The organism is Pseudomonas sp. LG1D9, from assembly GCF_002949995.1.
Classification (GTDB): Bacteria; Pseudomonadota; Gammaproteobacteria; order Pseudomonadales; family Pseudomonadaceae; genus Aquipseudomonas; species Aquipseudomonas proteolytica.
The window spans coordinates 3,844,073-3,860,716 of record NZ_CP026881.1; the positions used below are offsets into that span (position 1 = coordinate 3,844,073).

Below are 16,644 nucleotides of genomic sequence, written 5' to 3' on the forward strand. Positions count from 1 at the left end.
GGCGGGATTGTTCTTCGACTGATTTAGAATGATGGCTCTTTGATATTTGTCCAGCCGAAGCCAGGGAAGAAAATGAAACGGATCGAACGCGACTTCATCACCTTATTCAATTGCCTGTGGTATCAGGATTTTCCGGTGGAGGTCGATGCCGTCACCAACCGTGCGGGCTGGACGATTCATGTTGGGCTGGTGATGCGTCAGTGCGCCAAGTTGCTCGGCGCGCGTGCCTATTTCGAACAGAGTGGGCGCACCGATGCGGTCTTGAGGTTCCCGGACAAAAGCGTCTTGTCCCATGTCGAATGGGAGTGGGATGAGCCTCATAACAAGAAAGTAGAGGAAATCACCAAGCTGCTAAATCAACGAGAACCTGCGGCGTTTGCCACCTTCGTCTCCTACAGCAGCATCGATCACTTGCCCGCAGCTATAGAGAAGGCTTCCAGGCTCTGGGCCGAGGCCAGCAAACCGCTGATTTTCTTTATCGTGACCTTTGAACAGGTTGGGCGCGACCGACACTTCCTAGAACTGCAAACGCACTTTTTCAGCCGTGGCAAACACAAGAAAATCCGTTCGCAGCCAGCCCTGCCTTGGCAGATCAACCGGGCACGCTTCAATAACGTGGACGAGGACAAGTAAACCGCAGGCATAATTGCCGCCTTCACTGCTGAAGCCCTGACCTGGAGCCCCTGATGAAACCCGCTGCCTTACTGACTCTTTTGTTCACTGCCGCGCTCTTTAACACTTCGGCGACGGCAGCGGGTGATGCCGAGGCGGGTGGCAGGTTGTTCACCAAGACCTGCGGCGGTTGCCACAGTGTCGGGTTGAATGCGCGCGGCGGTTTCGGGCCACAGCTCAATGGGGTGATCGGGCGGCTGGCGGGTACCACGGCGGACTATCAGTATTCCGACGCGATGAAAAACTCAGGTGTGGTGTGGACGCGGGAAACACTTGCCGCCTATATCGAGAACCCGAAGAAAGTGGTGAGCGGCACCCGTATGATTTTCTGGGGGATCAGCGATCAGGAGAAGATCGAGAACCTGCTGGCGTATCTTGAGACTTTCCAGACGCAATAGCCCAACCCAGCCGCTACGAATATCTGATACACCGCATTTGGCTGGTTGGGGCTGCTTTGCAGCCCAGCGCGGGCGATGCGGCGCTCCGACAAGCCCGCTCGCCACAGACGAGCAGGCTGCCAGGATCAGGTGCCCTGGGGTGTTTCACCACGCGCTAGCCGCCCATTGATGTCATCGATCACCGCTGGCAGGTCGACGATGGTATCGATCAGGTAGTGTGGTCGCGCACCCTCAAACATCTGGGAAATACGCTCGCGCTCCTGGGCCAGTTCTTCGGCCGGTAGCGCTTTGTATTGTGCGTAAGTGCGCCCCAGCGCGTTGCCGGAGCAGGTCAGCGCCACCGTCCACATGCCGGCACTGCGCCCTTCCAGGATCCCTGGCCAAGTGTCATCGACCTTGACGCATGCCGCCACATCGCTGATGCCCAAGGCGATCACGTTGGCCAGGGCCTGGGCTGGATGTGGACGTCCGTTGGGCACTTCGTCAGTGGCCACCACATGATCGGCCACGTAGCCATTTTGCCGCGCCAACTCAACCACCTTGGCCATCACCACCGCCGGATAGCCCGAGCACGAGCCGATCTTCAGGCCTTTGCCCCGCAGGGTTTCAATTGCCTGCAGTGCGCCGGGAATCACCGCCGAATGCAGGGCGATTTTCTCTATCTGCAGTGGCATGAAACGCTCATACAGGGCGGTGACGTCCTCGTCGCTCGGCAGGCGATGGAACACGGCGCGATAACGTTCGGCAATCTGCGGTTGATTGCACAGGGTGCGGATGTGATCCCACTTGCCCATGCCCATGGGGCCGCGCGCTTCCTCCAGGGAAACCGCGACGCCGAACTCGGCAAAGGCTTCGACAAAAATCTGCGTGGGGGCGAAGGAGCCGAAGTCGACGACGGTGCCGGCCCAGTCCAGGACCGCGGCTTGCAGCTTGGCAGGTTGTTGGTAATGCATGAGCAATCTCCAGTTTCGGGTATGAGTGGGCCGTCCCCCGATAAACGGGGTAAGCCGGTTGCGTACAAAAAAATCAGGCGATTCAGGTAGCCGGTATGGGGCTGGCCTCAAACAGTTCGGCGATCATCGGGCGGTTGCGCCGGATCCCCAGGCAACACAGGTGGTAGTCGATGGAAAACGGGTGATCGACAAAGGTGATCGGGGTGGTGCCCGGCGTTTCGGCGTACTCCACCGCCGACACAAAGCCGATGCCGATGCCCTTGGCGATGGCATGCACGATGGCCTCGCGGCTGTTGAGCTGCATCACGCAGTTGAGGTCCACACCCAGGCGCTTGCAGCTTTCTTCCACCAACTGCCGGGTGCGTGAGCTGCGTTCGCGCATGACCCAGCGCTCCTGGCTGATCTGTGCGACGTGCACTTCTTTCTGCGCCGCCCAGGGATGGTCGTCGCGTACCACCGCGATGATCGGGTAGCGGCGGTACAGTTGCGTGTCGAAGCGTCGGTCAAATTCCGAGAGGGCCAGGATTGCCACGTCGATATCAAAGTTGAACAGGCGGTCGAGGGTTTCCTTCTCCGGGGAAAACGAGGTTTCCAGCTCGATGTCCGGGTGGCGTTGCATCAACTCGTACGTCAGGTTCATGGCGATTGGCGGCGACACCGCGCCCAGGCGCAACATCCCGGTCTTGCGCTGCTTGAAGCTGTGCAGCAATTGCATGGCCTCATCCTCCTGGCCGAACAGGCCCTGGGTGATTCCGTAGAGCGCGTGGCCGGCCGCGCTCATCTCGATAAAGCGCCCACGGCGGTGGAACAACTCCACCGAGAACTGCTTTTCCAGGGCGTTCACCTGTTCGCTGACCGTTGGCTGGCCGACGCTCAAGTACTCGGCGGCGAGGGTGAAACTACCGGTCTTCGCCACCGCATGAAACGAACGCAGCCACTTGTGGTACTGGTACATAACGGGTCCTGTTCCAGAAGGCGTCAACGGCGGATAAACAGGGCCACCACCGCGCTGCACAGGCAGGCCGAGGTGACGACGATGAAGATCAGCGACGTATTGCCGGTACTGTCGAGCATACTGCCGATCAGCGGTTCCGCCAGGCCAGCGAACAGATAAGACGAGAAGTTCATCACACCGGTTGCGGTGCCTGCGCGCTTGGCGCCTACCAAGTCCGGGCACAGAGCCCAGAAGCTGGATGCCGGGCCGTAGACAAAGAACCCGCACAGAAACAGCGCCACCAGGCCGATTGCACTATGGGGCGGCAGGCTCCACATCCACAGGCTGGTGGCGGCGCCGAGGAACATATAGAGCATGATCGCCAGGTAGCGCTTGGAGCCGAACAGCTTGTCGGACACCCAGCCATTGCTCAGGGCGCCGACGGCCATGCCGACTGGCAGGGCGACGGTGATCCACTTGGGATCGATCATGCTGTCGCCGCTTTTCCAGTTGGCGCCTAGAAAATGCACCGGTACCCACACGATCAAGCCGTAGCGCGCAGCGTTCTGGAAGCCCAGGGACACGGCGGCGATGATCAGGCGCGCGTTTTTCAGCACGGCTTTGTAGCGCTGTGCCGAGGTTTCTTCGGTGTCCTGGGCCACTTCATGGCCCTTGTCCTCGGCGTTGGCCACGCCGGTATCGGCCAGGGGCTCGAAGCCAAGATCCTGTGGGCGTTCACGGGCCACCAGGTAAAACAGGATGCCCCCGGCCAGCATCAGCAGGACTGGCAGGCGGAAGATCCAGCGCCATTCCAGGTGCAGCACCTCCAGCACCACGATGGAGGTCACATAGGACAGCACCGAGGCACAACCGGCGGCGAACACATAGAAGCCATAGACCCGGCCGCGCTCGCTGGCGCTCCACCAATTGGAGATCAAGCGGCTGCCCGGGGCCCAGCCCAGTGCCTGGAAGTACCCGTTGATGCCCCACGGCAGGATCAATCCGGCAAAGCCACTGGCAAAACTGGTGACCCAGTTGGCGCCACAGGACAGCACCGCGCCCAGGGTCATGATGCGCCGGCCGCCGAATTTGTCGGCCAGGTTGCCGTTGATCGCCTGGCCAATGGCATAGGCCCAGAGCATGGCGGCCGAGATCCAGCCCAGCACCTCCTTGGTCAGGCCGAACTCGGCCTGTATCCCCGGGATGGCGAAGCCGAAGGTCTGGCGCCCGGTGTAGAAAAACAGGTAACAGAACATCGCCGCCAGCAGCATGCGCCACTGGGCAACACGGAACGACGCCGAGCGAACGGCAGGGACAGGCAGGGTGTGTGCACGATTCATGATGTTTTCCTTATTGTTATTCGCCCCCGAAACCGCAGCGACGGGGTGGCACGCTTTACAGGTGCAAGAGGAAAGACTGAATTGCGTTGGGCTCAGGCGGCCCTGGAACCGATAAAGTTCTTGCCGCGTGCCCCTTGCAGGGCGAAGCGGATCATCGCGTCGGCCTCGGTGGGCGTGACGCCGTAGTCGGCGAACTCGGTTTTTACGTCCAGGCTGTGCAGGAAGTTGCGCAACTGGGTCTGGGCTTTATCCAGGTCATTGCCGAACACCCGGCGCAGCGTGTGATCGCGCGCCGCGTCATGCCCCCACGCAAACCCCAACACCAGCGGCAAGGTAAAGGAGCAGGCGATGCCATGGGGCAGGCCGTGGTGCAGGGTCATTTCGTAGGAAATGGAGTGGGCCAGGGCGGTCTTGGTATTGGAAAACGCCAGGCCTGCCTTGAGTGCCGCCAAGGCCATGCGTGAGCGCAACTCTGGGTTGCCAAGGTCGCGCCGCAGTTGCGGCAGGCACTCCAGGATGTCCTCGATGGCGGACACCGCAAAAGTGTCGGAAACCGGGTTGGCGTTGATATTCCAGATCGACTCCAGTGCGTGGGATAAAGCATCGAGCCCTGTAGATACGGTGACCCCGGCTGGCACCGTGAGCATCAACTGTGGATCAACAATCGCTACCTTTGGCCAGGTGCAGTCCAGGTGCAGGGAGTACTTCTTGTGGCTGGCCGAATCCCAGATCGTCGCCCAGGGCGTCACCTCGCTGCCGGTACCCGCGGTGGTCGGCGCCGCGATCAACGTCTTGCAATGGGCCGGTACAAACGGTTGGCCGGTCGCCAACAACGCCAGCAACTCATCGAACTGCCCGGACGCGGTGCCGACGATCAATGCCTTGGCCGTATCAATTGCACTGCCACCACCGACGGCCAGCACCACATCACAACTTCCGGCCTGCTGCCAGAAACGCTCATAGGTGCCACGCAGTTGAGCGACATCGGGGTTGGGCTGCACATCCTCGACCACATACACCAGACGCTCGCCCAGCAGTGCCTGGATCCTATCCACCAAGCCCAGCGCACGGGCTTCCGGAAAGGTGACGAGCGTGACGGTCTGCTGCGCGGTGATACTGGCCAGGTCTTGCAGGCAACCCCAGCCGAAGCGAGTGTCTACCGGGTTGTGGAATCGGGCGGTCATGGCGTTTTCCTGGTTTTTGTTGTTGGAAGTGGCGCCAATAGTCGGGGAGGGTGGGGGATAGCTCAAATCGATAGATTGGGGGGATGGATTGGTTGGGCCGATAGTGGGCCTGAATGGACAAGTGCGGGGTCGGTGACTGAACTGATTTGACGGTTGGATGCTTCCAGCGCTCACTGCGCCTCGGCGCCGAAAGCTCCAACCCCTTGCATCAAGCGTCTACGGGCCAGGTGCCTCGGCGCACCATCTCCCTGACACGATCAGCGCCATTGGCCCTGACCAGCAATTCCATGCGGGCTTTTTCGATAGCTTCGGCGCTCCATTGATCGGTCGCCATGGTGGCTTTTTCATGGGACCAGCCGTTGTCGTAATGGCGCACGACAAATTGCCGCTGGTACTCCCACATCGGCGTCCCGGGGATCGGGGTGACGATAAACGGGTTGGCATAGGCCATGCCGGCGCCCATCAGGTTGACGGCGTAATCGATGGTCCGGTCGATCAACTCCAGGCTTTCTACAAAAGGCTTTTGCCCAGGCCCCGCGGGAGGGTTGACGAACCCCAGCATGAACCCGCCGGTGACTTGAATCCCGTGTTCGGTGAAAATTTCTATGAGTTCGAATGTGGAGTGTTGAATGGCATTGAGTCGGGATTTGTTGGAGTTGACCAGGGCGTCCTCGTTCGCGCTCTCCACCGCAAGGTAGATGTTGTAGCAGCCATTTTCGGCAATCGAGCGAATGAACTCCCTTGCCGTCAGTCCTCCTTTGACCGCTTCGATCACATTGCGATATTGGGGGCTCTTGCGCTCCTTTTCGTCCATCTGGGCGATAAAACGCTCACCCAGGTGCAGCAGGATCAGGTTGAAGAGGCTCAACCCGCCTTCCTCAACCCAGGGCAAGTCATGTTTTTTCAGCAGCCGACCGACCTCCATGGCATACAGCGGGTCGTGCATCAGGTGATCGTCCTCGATCAACACCTCGGTCACGCCTTGCTTGACCAAGTCGGCCAAGTGCAGGTCAAACCAGTCGAGGCCCAGGGCGCGCCAAGGGCCATTGATTTTCGGGATGTAGCAGAAGTTACAGTTCACGTTGCAGCCAATCGTGGAGAATATCTGCGCCCAGGCACCGTACTTGCGCACCCGTGCTCCGGAGGAGTGGTAGGGCTGCAGGTAATGGTTCATGTCCAGGAAGCTGAAATCCGGCAAGGGCATCAGGCCAAGCCGCTCGTCGAGGTCCTGGCGCTTGGGGACGATGCTCAGATAGCTGGACTTGTGGCTAGGGCGAACCAGTTGCCCACGGCTGTCGCGGTAGGCCACGCCAGGCACGGCATTGATGTCGGTGCCCTCGTGGGTCAAGGCATCGAGCAGCAGTGTGAAGGCGCGGTCGGCTTCGTTGATCAGTGCAAAGTCGAAGGCCGAATCCAGCAGCGCGTTTTTCCAATCACCACTGGAATGAGCACCGCCGGTGACCAGGACCAGGTTGGGGTCGATATTCCTTACCAGTTCAGCCAGTGCACGGGCATTGCCCCATTGCACGGTGTAGTTGCATTGGATGCCGACAATATCGGGCTGCGCGGTTTCGATGATCTTGCGCATCTGCGCATCGGTCAGGCCGTAGCGGATCAGGTGGCCCTGGTCGACCTTGACCAGGCTGGACTCCTGGGACCAGCCGGCAAAGGGCGCATCGACAATCTGCACCTCATAACCCGCACGCCGGGCGACGGTGGCGATGCGCAACAGACCGATGGGGGTACCGGCACGTTTCATGACTTCAAATGTATCAATGCCGATGCGGGCGAATGCGCTGTCGTCCAGCGTGGGCTCGATCAGGCGCGTGTAAGGGGGAACAAACAACAATACGCGAGGGGCTTCGCCATTGGCACGCCGGCGGATGCCGGTGCGGCTGCTCAGTAACGATGGCTGTCCCAGGTGACTGAGCAAGGGCCGTGTGGGCGCAACCGAAAAACCGGGGCCGCAGCTCTCGATCCTCACGGTATCTTGCGAAGCGATCAAATCCATTTGTCTATCTCCTGGGGGGCTCGATATCAGCGTGAGGTTTTGCGTGAGCGTGAAGTGGCAATGACGGCCCCTGCGATGATTAACGCGGCAGGGAGCAGCAGGATCGGCTTGGCGTCGCTTTGCCCTACGGCAATCAGCAGCAGTGTGGAGAACAGCGGCGCCAGGTAAGACAAGGCGCCAAGCATCGCCAGGTTGCCGTGCTTGGTTGCGTGATCCCATGCGAAAAAGGCCAGGCCTACCGGGCCGAGCCCCAGCGCGACGATTGCCGCCCATTGGCCCGCGCCAGGCTGCACTGTGGTTTCGAAGGCCAGGTGGCACAGCAATCCGGCGATTGCGACCAACCCGCAAATGCCGCCGATGATGCTGCTGGGGACATTGCTGAAGCGCCGGTTCACCACCGAGTAAATCGACCAGACCCAGGCACAGGCAAAGGCAGCGGCGTAACCGACAATCGGCATCGCCAGGCTTTCACCCTGGGCGCGCTGTTGCATGATGAAGGCCGTCCCTGCCAGACCGAGCAATGCCCCCAGCAGTTGGCGCTTGCGCAGCGACTCACCAGTGGAAAACCCCGACAGCAGGACGATCAGCAGCGGCCACAGGTACGCAATAAGGCTGGCTTCAGCCGCCGGCGCGGCCTTCAGGGCGAAAAAATACAGAGAGTGATAGACAAAGATGCCGGCGAAGCCCGTTGCCCACACGTACCAGGGCTGGCGCCAACTGCTGAACCCCTCAGCGCCGCGCATACCCAGCATCAACAGACTTGCCACGAATGCGACGGCGAAACTCGATGCCAGCAACTGAAAAGCCGGGATTCCTGCGGTCAATGTGGTCAACAGTGCCAGGCACGCCCACAAAAACACTGCAATGACCCCAATCAGGGTGGCACCTGCGGCGCCCTTGGCAAGGGTGAAGGATGCGTTGGAAGTGCTCATGCTGCCCCGTCTTTAGATGATCCTAATGCCGGGACAATAAAAAAGTTTCGAGGGGCGCGTATTGATCGGGCCTGCCAAAAAAATGTTCAGGCCTGCTGTTTTCAATGATCGCGTGCTTGTTTACGCACAGCCGCCGGGGTGAGGTTGCGGGCTTTCTTCAGGGCATGGCTCAACGCACTCTGATCGGCATAACCGGCGCGGTGCGCAATATCAATGATCGACAGCGAGGTCTGGCGCAACAGATCGACGGCCAGGTTCAGGCGCAAGGTCGCGATGTGGGTGAACGGGGTTCGTTTCATGTGTTGTCCGAACAAGACATACAGCCGCCGCTCGCTGGTGCCCGCGTTACGGGCAATGTCATGCACTGTCAGGGGCGTACTCAGGTGCTGCTCGATGTAGGCCAGCGCCCTGGCGAGAATGAGTTGCCCGGGGTCGTTCGGCGGGGCGTCGGGTTGCAGCAATGAGCCCAAGAGCAAATGGCTCCATGACTGGGCCATTTCTGGTGAGTTGACCAGCCATGTTCCGTTGTTGTTTGCGTAGTCGAGTAAATGCCGGATCTGGGGGCGGACCGCGAAAAAGCGTTTGTCATGGAGCGGATCCAGGAGCTGCGCGGTGCTTGGCTGCTGTTGTTCGGCAGGCGGCATCAACACGTCCAGTACCAGGAAACTGTTACGGGTATTGGCCAGGAACGTATGCCGGGCGCCGGCGGCAATCACCACGCCCTGGCTCGCATCGACTTTGCCACCCCATCCGTCGACCTCAATCTCCATCGACCCGGATTGGGGGAGGACTATTTGATGAAAATCGTGCTCGTGCAGCTCGATCTGCCCGGAATAAGAGCGCAGCGCCAGAGAGAACGATTGGGGGGGAGTGGCGCTCATCCGTGACGCTCCTTGGGCTGAAGCACTTATCCTACGTCAGCCATCGGGCTGGGAGCCAGAGCAATGAAACAGTTGGCAACCGCTGGGAGTATTGCCAGCCGATCATCCCAACAGATGTTTAGAGATCAGCCTGGAGATTTCGACAATCGAGGTCTTGCCGGTGAACTCGAACTTCACTTTGCCCAGCGATGAGAAGTAGATCTCCAGTTCCGAATCCAGGTCGAACGTACCGGAGGTTTCCACCGAGTACGCGACGATGTTTTTGTAGGGCAGTGAGGTGAAGTCTTTCTTGCTGCCGGTGATGCCTTGTACGTTCACGGCGATGATGCGTTTGGTGGTGAACACCACGCCGTCGCGCATGGCTTTATAGGCATCGACTACTTGTTCGTCATCGAGCAACAGCGAAGCAACGCGTTCGGCATACTCGTTGTTTTGCTTGAGTTTGAAGAAGCCTTTGTTGTTGAAGTCGATCATTGGAAGGTCCTTGGGGGGCTGGGAGGGTGCTACAGGATTGCCTTGAGGTAGTCCTTGAGTGCTTCGAGTGGGGGATTGAGTTCCTCTAGTGTCGAGGCTTGCTGGACGTCAGTCATAAGCTTTTGCAGCTCGCGGCCCAACACCCTGTTGGCTCCGCCCAAGGTCGCCAGGGCCTGCTTGGTGCATTCATCTACCTTGTGTTGGATGGTTGGCAGGTCGCCACTGCGCACCAACAACCCAAACACCTCCCGCTCGTAACCATCCATGACCAGATCGTCGCGCAGGATCGGGCTGCCATCTTCGGTCTCATGCACCAGTTTGAGGGCGAATAGAGCAACGGCTTCGAGCGTCAATTCCATGGTCCTGGGTCCTCTCCTATGGAGTGCAGCGGGGGTGGTCATTTTTCTGCAGGCGAAAAAAAGACCTTGAGTTTCAAGGCCTTTCTTTAAAGCATTAATGGCTTGATTTGTATAGATTAAATTGGATGTGGCGGTAGGTGGGTGGCGCGTTATTGCAGGGGTACATATATGTCGGTCTGCCATTGATCCTGCGGGGTCTCGGGATAAACGCTCAGATAATCGAAGAACAGGGGGTGGTCGCGCAGTTCCTCGCCGCTGGTGGGTAGCCAGTCGCGATAGATCGGGTAGATGGTCTCGCCGATGTGGTCCGTCGAGCCCACGTGGCGCACGACAACGCAACGCCCTCCTGGGATAACGCGCTCGGTTACGCCGAACTCATTTGCGGCCACGGCCTCGTCAATTTCACCGCAGAGTGCAAACCGGAATGCTTCGGGCGGGGTTGTATCGGGGTTGCCGAAAGGAATGCCAAAGCTGCGACTTGATTGCACGGGAGACTGTCCGCTGCGCATGCGCCACTCGGAAAACCTGCGCACACTCTCGCTAACGAGCCCGGGAGCGCCACAGTGTTCGAGTGTTGCCACTCTGACGGGGTGAAACTCTACGATTCGTACGTGCATGATGATGTTCCTTGAGAAGTGAGGGATGGTGAACACCGAACTCCAGACCTGCCAACTGGGCTGCTTCCTGAACGCACTCGGTGCCATACCGAACGCTCGCCGGAATGCCCTGGAAAAAGCCTCGGGGCTTTCGAAACCTGCACCGAAGGCTGCTTCCAGTACCGAGTAACCCGGGGTGGAGGCCAGGCAATGCGCCGCGCGTCGTAACCGCATCAATTGCACGTAGCGTGAAACTGGTACGCCGACGAAGGCAGTGAATTGCCGATGGAAGTGAAACGCCGAAAAATTCGCCACTTGGCTCAACGCCTTCACGGACAGGTCACCTTCGAGATTGGCTTCTATATAGGTGAGGACTGCATTGAAGCGTTGTGTGTAGGCGGCGTTGCTCGACAAGTCAGACACTGGATGGAGGCTCCTGGAGTTCGGTAGGCCATAGCGTCAGGGATTCCCGCATGCCCGCGCCTAGCCGTGCTTGCTGAGGTAGTGCTTGGGCTGTCTAGGACGTTTCATGATGGCAAATCAGGCGCTTTGCAAAGAATTTTCAGGCGGGGGTTGACCACGTGTTTTAATCCTGTATTATTCGCCTCCCGCTGACGAGAGATCGGAAGCGCAAGTGGTTGAAGTTGTTGAGGAAATCCTCGAAAGCTTCTGAAAATAACCACTTGACAGCAAATGAGGCTGCTGTAGAATGCGCGCCTCGGTTGAGACGAAAGATCTTAGCCAACCGCTCTTTAACAACTGAATCAAGCAATTCGTGTGGGTGCTTGTGGAGTCAGACTGATAGTCAACAAGATTATCAGCATCACAAGTTACTCCGCGAGAAATCAAAGATGTAACCAACGATTGCTGAGCCAAGTTTAGGGTTTCTTAAAAACCCAAAGATGTTTGAACTGAAGAGTTTGATCATGGCTCAGATTGAACGCTGGCGGCAGGCCTAACACATGCAAGTCGAGCGGTAGAGAGAAGCTTGCTTCTCTTGAGAGCGGCGGACGGGTGAGTAATGCCTAGGAATCTGCCTGGTAGTGGGGGATAACGTTCGGAAACGGACGCTAATACCGCATACGTCCTACGGGAGAAAGCAGGGGACCTTCGGGCCTTGCGCTATCAGATGAGCCTAGGTCGGATTAGCTAGTTGGTGGGGTAATGGCTCACCAAGGCGACGATCCGTAACTGGTCTGAGAGGATGATCAGTCACACTGGAACTGAGACACGGTCCAGACTCCTACGGGAGGCAGCAGTGGGGAATATTGGACAATGGGCGAAAGCCTGATCCAGCCATGCCGCGTGTGTGAAGAAGGTCTTCGGATTGTAAAGCACTTTAAGTTGGGAGGAAGGGCAGTAAATTAATACTTTGCTGTTTTGACGTTACCGACAGAATAAGCACCGGCTAACTCTGTGCCAGCAGCCGCGGTAATACAGAGGGTGCAAGCGTTAATCGGAATTACTGGGCGTAAAGCGCGCGTAGGTGGTTAGTTAAGTTGGATGTGAAATCCCCGGGCTCAACCTGGGAACTGCATTCAAAACTGACTGACTAGAGTATGGTAGAGGGTGGTGGAATTTCCTGTGTAGCGGTGAAATGCGTAGATATAGGAAGGAACACCAGTGGCGAAGGCGACCACCTGGACTGATACTGACACTGAGGTGCGAAAGCGTGGGGAGCAAACAGGATTAGATACCCTGGTAGTCCACGCCGTAAACGATGTCAACTAGCCGTTGGGAGCCTTGAGCTCTTAGTGGCGCAGCTAACGCATTAAGTTGACCGCCTGGGGAGTACGGCCGCAAGGTTAAAACTCAAATGAATTGACGGGGGCCCGCACAAGCGGTGGAGCATGTGGTTTAATTCGAAGCAACGCGAAGAACCTTACCAGGCCTTGACATCCAATGAACTTTCTAGAGATAGATTGGTGCCTTCGGGAACATTGAGACAGGTGCTGCATGGCTGTCGTCAGCTCGTGTCGTGAGATGTTGGGTTAAGTCCCGTAACGAGCGCAACCCTTGTCCTTAGTTACCAGCACGTTATGGTGGGCACTCTAAGGAGACTGCCGGTGACAAACCGGAGGAAGGTGGGGATGACGTCAAGTCATCATGGCCCTTACGGCCTGGGCTACACACGTGCTACAATGGTCGGTACAGAGGGTTGCCAAGCCGCGAGGTGGAGCTAATCCCACAAAACCGATCGTAGTCCGGATCGCAGTCTGCAACTCGACTGCGTGAAGTCGGAATCGCTAGTAATCGCGAATCAGAATGTCGCGGTGAATACGTTCCCGGGCCTTGTACACACCGCCCGTCACACCATGGGAGTGGGTTGCACCAGAAGTAGCTAGTCTAACCTTCGGGAGGACGGTTACCACGGTGTGATTCATGACTGGGGTGAAGTCGTAACAAGGTAGCCGTAGGGGAACCTGCGGCTGGATCACCTCCTTAATCGACGACATCAGCTGCTCCATAAGTTCCCACACGAATTGCTTGATTCATTGAAGAAGACGAAAAGAAGCAGCCCGAAATTGGGTCTGTAGCTCAGTTGGTTAGAGCGCACCCCTGATAAGGGTGAGGTCGGCAGTTCGAATCTGCCCAGACCCACCAATTTTGTGTGGGAAACGCCTGTAGAAATACGGGGCCATAGCTCAGCTGGGAGAGCGCCTGCCTTGCACGCAGGAGGTCAACGGTTCGATCCCGTTTGGCTCCACCACTACTGCTTCTGTTTGTATAAAGCTTAGAAATGAGCATTCCATCGTTGTGATGGTGAATGTTGATTTCTAGTCTTTGACTAGTTCGTTCTTTAAAAATTTGGGTATGTGATAGAAAGATAGACTGAACGTTACTTTCACTGGTAACGGATCAGGCTAAGGTAAAATTTGTGAGTTCTCTTAGTTGAGAAATTCGAATTTTCGGCGAATGTCGTCTTCACAGTATAACCAGATTGCTTGGGGTTATATGGTCAAGTGAAGAAGCGCATACGGTGGATGCCTTGGCAGTCAGAGGCGATGAAAGACGTGGTAGCCTGCGAAAAGCTTCGGGGAGTCGGCAAACAGACTTTGATCCGGAGATGTCTGAATGGGGGAACCCAGCCATCATAAGATGGTTATCTTACGCTGAATACATAGGCGTAAGAGGCGAACCAGGGGAACTGAAACATCTAAGTACCCTGAGGAAAAGAAATCAACCGAGATTCCCTTAGTAGTGGCGAGCGAACGGGGACTAGCCCTTAAGTGGCTTTGAGATTAGCGGAACGCTCTGGAAAGTGCGGCCATAGTGGGTGATAGCCCTGTACGCGAAAATCTCTTAGTCATGAAATCGAGTAGGACGGAGCACGAGAAACTTTGTCTGAATATGGGGGGACCATCCTCCAAGGCTAAATACTACTGACTGACCGATAGTGAACTAGTACCGTGAGGGAAAGGCGAAAAGAACCCCGGAGAGGGGAGTGAAATAGATCCTGAAACCGTATGCGTACAAGCAGTGGGAGCCCACTTTGTTGGGTGACTGCGTACCTTTTGTATAATGGGTCAGCGACTTATTTTCAGTGGCGAGCTTAACCGAATAGGGGAGGCGTAGCGAAAGCGAGTCTTAATAGGGCGTCTAGTCGCTGGGAATAGACCCGAAACCGGGCGATCTATCCATGGGCAGGTTGAAGGTTGGGTAACACTAACTGGAGGACCGAACCGACTACCGTTGAAAAGTTAGCGGATGACCTGTGGATCGGAGTGAAAGGCTAATCAAGCTCGGAGATAGCTGGTTCTCCTCGAAAGCTATTTAGGTAGCGCCTCATGTATCACTGTAGGGGGTAGAGCACTGTTTCGGCTAGGGGGTCATCCCGACTTACCAAACCGATGCAAACTCCGAATACCTACAAGTGCCGAGCATGGGAGACACACGGCGGGTGCTAACGTCCGTCGTGAAAAGGGAAACAACCCAGACCGTCAGCTAAGGTCCCAAAGTTATGGTTAAGTGGGAAACGATGTGGGAAGGCTTAGACAGCTAGGAGGTTGGCTTAGAAGCAGCCACCCTTTAAAGAAAGCGTAATAGCTCACTAGTCGAGTCGGCCTGCGCGGAAGATGTAACGGGGCTCAAACCATACACCGAAGCTACGGGTATCATCTTCGGATGATGCGGTAGAGGAGCGTTCTGTAAGCCTGTGAAGGTGAGTTGAGAAGCTTGCTGGAGGTATCAGAAGTGCGAATGCTGACATGAGTAACGACAATGGGTGTGAAAAACACCCACGCCGAAAGACCAAGGTTTCCTGCGCAACGTTAATCGACGCAGGGTTAGTCGGTCCCTAAGGCGAGGCTGAAAAGCGTAGTCGATGGAAAACAGGTTAATATTCCTGTACTTCTGGTTATTGCGATGGAGGGACGGAGAAGGCTAGGCCAGCTTGGCGTTGGTTGTCCAAGTTTAAGGTGGTAGGCTGGAATCTTAGGTAAATCCGGGATTCTAAGGCCGAGAGCTGATGACGAGTTACTCTTTGAGTGACGAAGTGGTTGATGCCATGCTTCCAAGAAAAGCTTCTAAGCTTCAGGTAACCAGGAACCGTACCCCAAACCGACACAGGTGGTTGGGTAGAGAATACCAAGGCGCTTGAGAGAACTCGGGTGAAGGAACTAGGCAAAATGGCACCGTAACTTCGGGAGAAGGTGCGCCGGTGAGGGTGAAGGACTTGCTCCGTAAGCTCATGCCGGTCGAAGATACCAGGCCGCTGCGACTGTTTATTAAAAACACAGCACTCTGCAAACACGAAAGTGGACGTATAGGGTGTGACGCCTGCCCGGTGCCGGAAGGTTAATTGATGGGGTTAGCTAACGCGAAGCTCTTGATCGAAGCCCCGGTAAACGGCGGCCGTAACTATAACGGTCCTAAGGTAGCGAAATTCCTTGTCGGGTAAGTTCCGACCTGCACGAATGGCGTAACGATGGCGGCGCTGTCTCCACCCGAGACTCAGTGAAATTGAAATCGCTGTGAAGATGCAGTGTATCCGCGGCTAGACGGAAAGACCCCGTGAACCTTTACTATAGCTTTGCACTGGACTTTGAATTTGCTTGTGTAGGATAGGTGGGAGGCTTTGAAGCGTGGACGCCAGTCTGCGTGGAGCCAACCTTGAAATACCACCCTGGCAACTTTGAGGTTCTAACTCAGGTCCGTTATCCGGATCGAGGACAGTGTATGGTGGGTAGTTTGACTGGGGCGGTCTCCTCCTAAAGAGTAACGGAGGAGTACGAAGGTGCGCTCAGACCGGTCGGAAATCGGTCGTAGAGTATAAAGGCAAAAGCGCGCTTGACTGCGAGACAGACACGTCGAGCAGGTACGAAAGTAGGTCTTAGTGATCCGGTGGTTCTGTATGGAAGGGCCATCGCTCAACGGATAAAAGGTACTCCGGGGATAACAGGCTGATACCGCCCAAGAGTTCATATCGACGGCGGTGTTTGGCACCTCGATGTCGGCTCATCACATCCTGGGGCTGAAGCCGGTCCCAAGGGTATGGCTGTTCGCCATTTAAAGTGGTACGCGAGCTGGGTTTAGAACGTCGTGAGACAGTTCGGTCCCTATCTGCCGTGGACGTTTGAGATTTGAGAGGGGCTGCTCCTAGTACGAGAGGACCGGAGTGGACGAACCTCTGGTGTTCCGGTTGTCACGCCAGTGGCATTGCCGGGTAGCTATGTTCGGAATAGATAACCGCTGAAAGCATCTAAGCGGGAAACTAGCCTCAAGATGAGATCTCACTGGAACCTTGAGTTCCCTGAAGGGCCGTCGAAGACTACGACGTTGATAGGTTGGGTGTGTAAGCGCTGTGAGGCGTTGAGCTAACCAATACTAATTGCCCGTGAGGCTTGACCATATAACACCCAAGCAATTTGCGTCGAAAGGCCAGATTGCGGTGTGTGAAGACGAAACGAA

At 56.9% G+C, this 16,644-nt stretch carries 12 protein-coding genes, 2 tRNA genes and 2 rRNA genes; 6 read left to right on the forward strand and 10 right to left on the reverse strand.

Annotation, left to right across the window (positions count from 1 at the left end; all coding sequences use genetic code 11):
* The first annotated feature begins 39 nt into the window (after window positions 1-39).
* Window positions 40-633 carry a hypothetical protein gene (locus C5F71_RS18015; protein ID WP_256587910.1) on the forward strand — a complete coding sequence of 198 codons (594 nt, stop codon included), beginning with the start codon at window positions 40-42 and terminating at the stop codon, window positions 631-633.
* A 53-nt stretch (window positions 634-686) separates the two neighbouring features.
* A complete protein-coding gene (locus tag C5F71_RS18020; RefSeq protein ID WP_104911654.1) occupies window positions 687-1,070 on the forward strand; it encodes a cytochrome c family protein in 384 nt (127 codons plus the stop codon).
* 125 nt (window positions 1,071-1,195) lie between these two features.
* On the opposite strand, the gene phnX is transcribed toward C5F71_RS18020, so the two are convergent.
* The 10 genes from phnX to C5F71_RS18070 form a co-directional block, all read right to left on the reverse strand.
* Window positions 1,196-2,023, reverse strand: coding sequence for a phosphonoacetaldehyde hydrolase (phnX, locus tag C5F71_RS18025; RefSeq protein ID WP_104911655.1), 828 nt, complete (start codon window positions 2,021-2,023; stop codon window positions 1,196-1,198).
* A gap of 82 nt (window positions 2,024-2,105) precedes the next feature.
* Window positions 2,106-2,978: a LysR substrate-binding domain-containing protein gene (locus C5F71_RS18030; protein WP_029300257.1), complete on the reverse strand. Its 873-nt coding sequence runs from the start codon at window positions 2,976-2,978 to the stop codon at window positions 2,106-2,108.
* 23 nt (window positions 2,979-3,001) lie between these two features.
* The gene (locus C5F71_RS18035) at window positions 3,002-4,297 is read right to left on the reverse strand and encodes an MFS transporter (protein ID WP_029300259.1); all 1,296 of its coding nucleotides are present in this window, start codon (window positions 4,295-4,297) and stop codon (window positions 3,002-3,004) included.
* A gap of 92 nt (window positions 4,298-4,389) precedes the next feature.
* Window positions 4,390-5,481: an iron-containing alcohol dehydrogenase PsrA gene (gene psrA / locus C5F71_RS18040; RefSeq protein WP_104911656.1), complete on the reverse strand. Its 1,092-nt coding sequence runs from the start codon at window positions 5,479-5,481 to the stop codon at window positions 4,390-4,392.
* 208 nt (window positions 5,482-5,689) lie between these two features.
* Complete coding sequence (locus C5F71_RS18045) at window positions 5,690-7,492, reverse strand: B12-binding domain-containing radical SAM protein (protein ID WP_104911657.1); 1,803 nt, start codon at window positions 7,490-7,492, stop codon at window positions 5,690-5,692.
* A 26-nt stretch (window positions 7,493-7,518) separates the two neighbouring features.
* Entirely contained in the window at window positions 7,519-8,424 is a 906-nt protein-coding gene (locus C5F71_RS18050) for a DMT family transporter (protein WP_070996891.1), read from the reverse strand.
* A gap of 101 nt (window positions 8,425-8,525) precedes the next feature.
* Complete coding sequence (locus C5F71_RS18055; RefSeq protein WP_104911658.1) at window positions 8,526-9,305, reverse strand: AraC family transcriptional regulator; 780 nt, start codon at window positions 9,303-9,305, stop codon at window positions 8,526-8,528.
* Between the two features lie 102 nt (window positions 9,306-9,407).
* Window positions 9,408-9,779, reverse strand: a complete 372-nt coding sequence (locus C5F71_RS18060; protein ID WP_029300265.1) for a PH domain-containing protein — start codon at window positions 9,777-9,779, stop codon at window positions 9,408-9,410.
* Between the two features lie 29 nt (window positions 9,780-9,808).
* Window positions 9,809-10,138, reverse strand: coding sequence for a hypothetical protein (locus C5F71_RS18065; protein WP_104911659.1), 330 nt, complete (start codon window positions 10,136-10,138; stop codon window positions 9,809-9,811).
* Window positions 10,139-10,287: 149 nt separating this feature from the next.
* Window positions 10,288-11,157, reverse strand: a complete 870-nt coding sequence (locus C5F71_RS18070; RefSeq protein WP_104911660.1) for a GyrI-like domain-containing protein — start codon at window positions 11,155-11,157, stop codon at window positions 10,288-10,290.
* 485 nt (window positions 11,158-11,642) lie between these two features.
* Here C5F71_RS18070 and C5F71_RS18075 point away from each other — a divergent pair.
* The 4 genes from C5F71_RS18075 to C5F71_RS18090 all read left to right on the forward strand — a co-directional run bounded on the left by C5F71_RS18075 (window position 11,643) and on the right by C5F71_RS18090 (window position 16,585).
* Window positions 11,643-13,179: ribosomal RNA gene (locus C5F71_RS18075) — 16S ribosomal RNA — on the forward strand.
* An 82-nt stretch (window positions 13,180-13,261) separates the two neighbouring features.
* A tRNA-Ile gene (locus C5F71_RS18080) sits at window positions 13,262-13,338 on the forward strand.
* Window positions 13,339-13,368: 30 nt separating this feature from the next.
* Window positions 13,369-13,444 (forward strand) — tRNA-Ala (locus tag C5F71_RS18085).
* 247 nt (window positions 13,445-13,691) lie between these two features.
* Window positions 13,692-16,585, forward strand: a 23S ribosomal RNA gene (locus C5F71_RS18090).
* The 16S and 23S rRNA genes sit together here with 2 tRNA genes alongside, the layout of an rRNA operon.
* The last annotated feature ends 59 nt before the right edge of the window (window positions 16,586-16,644 follow it).

Coding starts and splice junctions, on each gene's coding strand:
- phnX (WP_104911655.1), bottom strand. CDS start 2,023: ATGCATTACCAACAACCTGCCAAGCTGCAAGCCGCGGTCCTGGACTGG.
- C5F71_RS18050 (WP_070996891.1), bottom strand. CDS start 8,424: ATGAGCACTTCCAACGCATCCTTCACCCTTGCCAAGGGCGCCGCAGGT.
- C5F71_RS18030 (WP_029300257.1), bottom strand. CDS start 2,978: ATGTACCAGTACCACAAGTGGCTGCGTTCGTTTCATGCGGTGGCGAAG.
- C5F71_RS18060 (WP_029300265.1), bottom strand. CDS start 9,779: ATGATCGACTTCAACAACAAAGGCTTCTTCAAACTCAAGCAAAACAAC.
- C5F71_RS18035 (WP_029300259.1), bottom strand. CDS start 4,297: ATGAATCGTGCACACACCCTGCCTGTCCCTGCCGTTCGCTCGGCGTCG.
- C5F71_RS18045 (WP_104911657.1), bottom strand. CDS start 7,492: ATGGATTTGATCGCTTCGCAAGATACCGTGAGGATCGAGAGCTGCGGC.
- psrA (WP_104911656.1), bottom strand. CDS start 5,481: ATGACCGCCCGATTCCACAACCCGGTAGACACTCGCTTCGGCTGGGGT.
- C5F71_RS18065 (WP_104911659.1), bottom strand. CDS start 10,138: ATGGAATTGACGCTCGAAGCCGTTGCTCTATTCGCCCTCAAACTGGTG.
- C5F71_RS18020 (WP_104911654.1), top strand. CDS start 687: ATGAAACCCGCTGCCTTACTGACTCTTTTGTTCACTGCCGCGCTCTTT.
- C5F71_RS18055 (WP_104911658.1), bottom strand. CDS start 9,305: ATGAGCGCCACTCCCCCCCAATCGTTCTCTCTGGCGCTGCGCTCTTAT.